4 protein-coding genes and 2 riboswitches are annotated in these 5,369 nt (G+C 43.1%); of the genes, 1 reads left to right on the top strand and 3 read right to left on the bottom strand.

Annotation, left to right across the window (positions count from 1 at the left end; genetic code table 11):
* Position 1 precedes the first annotated feature (1 nt).
* Positions 2-77: riboswitch (cyclic di-GMP riboswitch) on the bottom strand.
* A 162-nt stretch (positions 78-239) separates the two neighbouring features.
* Positions 240-315: riboswitch (cyclic di-GMP riboswitch) on the bottom strand.
* Between the two features lie 629 nt (positions 316-944).
* On the bottom strand, positions 945-1,862 hold the full coding sequence (locus ACO4PX_RS08320) for a sortase domain-containing protein (RefSeq protein ID WP_485572253.1): 918 nt from the start codon (positions 1,860-1,862) through the stop codon (positions 945-947).
* A gap of 157 nt (positions 1,863-2,019) precedes the next feature.
* Positions 2,020-3,747 carry a hypothetical protein gene (locus ACO4PX_RS08325; protein ID WP_485572254.1) on the bottom strand — a complete coding sequence of 576 codons (1,728 nt, stop codon included), beginning with the start codon at positions 3,745-3,747 and terminating at the stop codon, positions 2,020-2,022.
* Between the two features lie 389 nt (positions 3,748-4,136).
* Here ACO4PX_RS08325 and ACO4PX_RS08330 point away from each other — a divergent pair, with 389 nt between their 5' ends.
* Positions 4,137-4,541 carry a PaaI family thioesterase gene (locus ACO4PX_RS08330; protein WP_485572255.1) on the top strand — a complete coding sequence of 135 codons (405 nt, stop codon included), beginning with the start codon at positions 4,137-4,139 and terminating at the stop codon, positions 4,539-4,541.
* 84 nt (positions 4,542-4,625) lie between these two features.
* Here the strand turns inward: ACO4PX_RS08330 and ACO4PX_RS08335 are convergent.
* On the bottom strand, positions 4,626-5,369 hold a 744-nt coding region (locus tag ACO4PX_RS08335; protein WP_485572256.1), incomplete at its 5' end, for a DUF4143 domain-containing protein.

The following is a 5,369-nucleotide window of genomic DNA, read 5'->3' on the forward strand; positions in this document are numbered from 1 at the left end:
TGATTGCAGCTGGCTGACATTTTACAGTCCCTATAGCTTTGCGTCGCCGGATTTCCCCGGGTTTGCCGATGTCCTACCGTATCTTACGGTGACACCATATGATGAAAAGAAAAAATCCATACTTTCTTTTCGAGTAATAAAAAAACCGACATCTAGAATTCCCTTTCTAGTTGCCAGCTAACCGTAATCTTCGATGAAATGAGTTTGTTTACTTGTTGAGTAACATCTTCATACTGGAAGATCGCAACTGGCTGCCATATTACAGGCCCTATAGCTTTGCGTCACCGGGTTTCCCCGATTTTGCTCAAACAGATCCGGTCAGAATCTGCTGGTAAGTCGAGATCCTCTTACTCGTCCCCTATGCAAGAGTTCCAAATGACTTACAATTTGGATTATAGCATATCCCTTTGCTATGTCAACAGTTTTCTTAAAAGTTTTTTCGAATTTGTTATCACTTTTATTTATATAAGTTCTGAGAGTGCATTCATAATTTATACTGGGTGGTAAACAAAATCTTTATTCTATTTAAGAGATACATGTTTTCTAGTGGAATTTCTATCTCTGTTTAAAGTATCGCCTAGTTTATTAATTTATATAAGTGTTTTTCAAACTATTTTTTAAAAATAATTATATCTGTGATTTTATGCTGTTATTTCTTAATATTTTTTAGGGGGCAACCCCTTCAGTATCCTTGATTTTTTAAGGCATAACATGATTTCCATCAAAAAATTTTTTCATACTATAGACTGTTGAACAGTTTCAAAAGTATTACACCTAAACATCAAAAAACAGCCCTGCTCTGTGCATTGCCCATTCTTCAGCTTACGAAAGCTTAAAATGGAAAAACACAGGCAAGACTGTTTCTTCTGTTTAGATATTCACTTTTCTATGTTCTTTGCTGCAAGGAGCTTTCCTTCTCCATTCTACGCAGAAACGGAATATACTTAACCGTTCTGATACACCTCTTCCAGGGCTGCCTGCACAATAAAGCGCTGGTTTCCTCCGGAAGGCCCTGAACAGGTGGACAGGGTAATGATATCCGGCCGCTGAGAAAAATCGATACTGTCCTTGGGATAATTTCTATAAGAGGAAAGTCTCTGAATCAGACTTAAATACTGGTCATAGCCCTTGTCCCCTTCGAAGTCGTTGTAAATAGGACTTTCCACCGTCGTTAAATAATAGCTAAAGATACGATAGCGGGTAATCCCCTCCGGTCTGCAAAGAAAGACGTAAGGATTGCTGTTTGCCAGCTGATCATCCCGAAGGAAATATTTCAGCTTTCCGAACATGGTTCCATTCTTCATGTTGTGACCGAAAATGAAGGTGTTCTTATGGTCATAGCTTCCCTTGGCATTGGCATCCAGGAAAATAGATCCGGCAAAGTTCGCCTTTCCCTCAAAGGTTCTATGCAGATACTCTTCATTGTCCTTACTCTTCACCACCGGATAGGTGATGGAAAGGGCAGGCACATGCAAAACCGCGGTAAAATCAGCATTTACCCCGGAGAGCGCTCCGTAGTCGATCTGAAAATGAGGATGGAGCAGATCTACAGGCTCCTCTTCTACCTCATCATCAAATTCGTCCTCACTGGCCTTCTCCTTCTTCGGCGCTTCCTTCTTCGGCTCCTCGGAAATCACGATATGATCCTGCAGAGAAGCATATTCATCCTCCGCCGCCCGATATTCCAGAAAGTCCCGGAGGAACAAGCCTCCGAAGACAATCATGGAAATAAACAGCACCGTGGGAATCAGATAATGAATAAAGCTTTGCTTCTTTTTCTTCTTTGATTTTGGCTTGTCTGTCGCCTTTTGTTCTTCCGGATGATTCTCCGAAAGCTTTTGATCCAGATTTTTATCTTCCATTAGTACTCTCTTTCCGGCCTTCTGCCGCTAAATGAACCCTTTCCCCTAAGGCAAAAGGCTTGCTTTAGTTTAGCATAGAATTCCGAGCATATTTTGTCACATCTTCCTTACTATATTTCGGCCGGAATGAAAATACAATAAAATCCTTCGCGTTGAATTAGCCTTTCATATCCCAAATCACACTCTCTATTGGATTCCCGGACTCCAACATCAGGTCAAAATTCTCCTTATCTTCAAAGGCGGAGTCAGACAAAAGAATGGTATTGGCGCCTTCCTCTGCATCCTCAGGCACAATGTAATACACATCCTTCTTCTCTAAAAACTCCTTCTCGGAGTTTACTCTTTCATAGAGGGTCTTCTCTACCACCACAGACTTTAAACGCGTTGTCCACCAGGGCTTTTCTGGCATTCCTTTTCCGGGAACATAGGTAACTCGGAAAGCATGTAAATCCGCTTCTTCATTCAAAGCCGCATAAGTAGGCCCTAAAAGAATTCCCTTATTCAGCACCTCCGGCTCACCCTTTTCTGCTGTAAAAGGTACTTCCACATCGTCTTTTACCTCTACTTTAATATCATGGAAAGGCTGAATTCCCCCTGCCTGGATAGAGATGTCATAAGTTTTACTTTTCTTAAATAGACTCTTGGGAAGAGTCAGAATCTGCTTTTCCCGATCCAAGGAGTAGCTAGGCTCGTTCTCTCTATGAGACTCGGGTAAAACCGGCTGAAAACCGACGGAAACAAAGGCGATGCTGTCCATAATATCCTTAGATACATACAACTTCACATCCTGATTAACCTTGGCTTCTCCCACCAGCTTAATAACATTCTTTTCCTCAGGTTGTTCCGGTGTAGGATTCTCTTCCGGCTTTCCGCTTTCCCCGGTGCCGGGCTTCTCTTCGGTGTTGCCATTGTCTCCGGTGCCGGGCTTCTCTTCGGTATTGCCATTGTCTCCGGTACCGGGCTTTTCTTCAGTATTACCGTTGTCTCCGGTTCCCGGCTTCTCCTCCGGCTTTCCGTCCTCTTCCTTCGGAAGGTTTGAAGAGGAAGCGGTATTTCCGGTATTTCCACTGTTGCCTGTATTATCGGCTGTATTGCCGGTATTGTTTCCGCTGTTATTTCCACTGGCGTTAGCTCCTGTATTTCCGGCGTTATCTCCTGTATTCCCTGCATTGGCTCCGGTATTTCCTGCATTAGCTCCGGTATTTCCTGTATTGCCACTGGAAGTACTTCCGCTGGTAGCGTTGCCGGAAGAGCTGCTTGAGCCTCCTCTGCTTACAGAACCGCCGGAAGAGCTACCGCCGGAACGACTCACACCGGCTACCTGACCTGCATTTCCGGAAGGAATACTACGACTGACACCGGCTACCTGCTGGTCGGACACCGCTGCAGACAATCCCTTACCGCTGATATAAACAGGCTCTCCTCCTGCACCGTTTAACCAACGACCATTGGCATCCACATAGTAGCCATCCTTGGTTTTTCCACCGGTGAACAGAACCCCGTAATCCGCCTGATCCGCCTCTTCAAAATAATAGCAATAGCCGTCAATCCACTGCCAGCCCGTTACAACATGACCGAAGCTTGCATTATTTTCCGTACTAAGAAAATAAGTCTTTCCCTGAAGGTTCAGCCAGCCTGTTTCCATCAAATCCTCAACAGGACTTTGATAATACCAGTCACTCTTATAAACCAGCCAGCCCTTTTCCGGTGCTCCATACTCTCTGACAAATTGCCATTTCTCTCCCTGCTTCCGCCAGGTTCCCGGAGTATCCACTCTGTCGGTCTTGGCAAAAGCAGCCATAGGGGTTGCCATGCTTAGTAAAGCTGTTCCTAAGACAAGCATCTTCCCGATTCTTCCCATCTTGTTTTTGTCCGGCTTCTTCATAATCATTCTCCTTTTCAAAAAAATAGAGCTTTTTCCAGTTCACATACTACTGTAGTTTCGTTTTCTTGAAAAGGAATTTTTCTTAAGTTTATAGAATTTTTGCAAAAAATTAGAGTTTTCCGTATAGATTCTATACGAAAGTAAAATAACTTAAACTTTCCCCGTGACTCAAGCAAGTATTAAAAACAGGAATCGTCCAATTAGGCATTTTAACTATGGAAAAGAAATGCTATACTGAATGCCCGAAACGGCTAAAGCACGTTCAACATTTTCCCGGAAAGCCGTATTCGCTATAGACTTCACAAAACGATTCTGTTGTATAGATGAATCCGGAGCGTAGAAGAATCATCTATTTCTTACGCACACAAGGATTTAAAAAGGGGATGAAAATGAGAGAAAAGGTAATGGAGGGCGTTCATGCCCATATTCAGGAATTATCCGGCTTTGACAAGATAGAGCTTTTAGAAATCGAGCCGGGACACTGCCTCTACAGCATTGAAGCTACAGAGAAAATGTTGAATCATTATGGTGCCGTTCATGGCGGTGCCCTTTACACCCTCTGCGATATTGCCTCCGGCATGGCCGCCTATGCCTACGGAGTAAAAAATGTCACCCTCTCCGGCAACATTAATTACGTCCGCCCGGCGGGAGCCACAAAGCTCTTTGTGGAATGTAATGCTCTGCACAAGGGAAAAACCACGGTAGTGCAGGACGTGACGGTTAAAGACGAGGAAGATAAGCTCTTCTGTACCGCCAGAATGACCATGTATATTATTGGAGATGTGGAGGAATAAAAAAAGCTGCGGAAAAATCACTGATGAATGTGATTTTCCGCACTTCATTTTATAAATTCAATTCCCCCGCAATCATTCTTTTCCTTACACTCCCCTAAGCAAAAACGCCATATAATGCGGTACAGTCAATATCTCCCCTTCTCGTCCCAGATTATAATCTCCGATTTTAATAGCCTGTTCCACATGATACTTATCCTTATTTTTCAGGATAGTCTTCGTGCTTTTCGTATTTCCGTTGGAGGCTTTCACCTCAATCAATGTAGCCTTTCCCCGGTAGCGAATCACAAAATCCACTTCTAAACCGGTATCTTTATGAAAATAGTAAAGCTTTCTTCCCATTTTTTGGAAAACTCCGGCAATTAGATTTTCAAAAATGGCGCCTTTATAGCTATAAAGATTTCCCTGCAAAATATCGAATTGAGTACCATCGTCCAGTATCGCTACAAACAGGCCTGTATCATTCATATACACTTTGAAAATATCCGGAATGGCATTACCGGACAGGGGCAATTCCGGAGTCGTCAAATTATAGCAACGGCTGATTATGCCTGCATCCTCTATCCATTGCAGGCTGCCAAGATACTGAGAGGCAGTGCTTCCCTTTTTCACAAGAGAATACTGAAATTTTTTATTTTCCTTACTCAGCTGTTTCGGAATGGAGCTAAAACAATCTCGAATTCTTCCCTTATCCGCCTTTTCAGCATATTTCAACATATCATCCTGATAGGAATGAAGGATATCCCTTTGCATCTGTAAAACCAGATTCATTTGCTTGGAATCCACAAAGTTTTGGACAACATTGGGCATTCCTCCCACAACAATATACTG

This window comes from Oribacterium sp. (genome assembly GCF_057249185.1).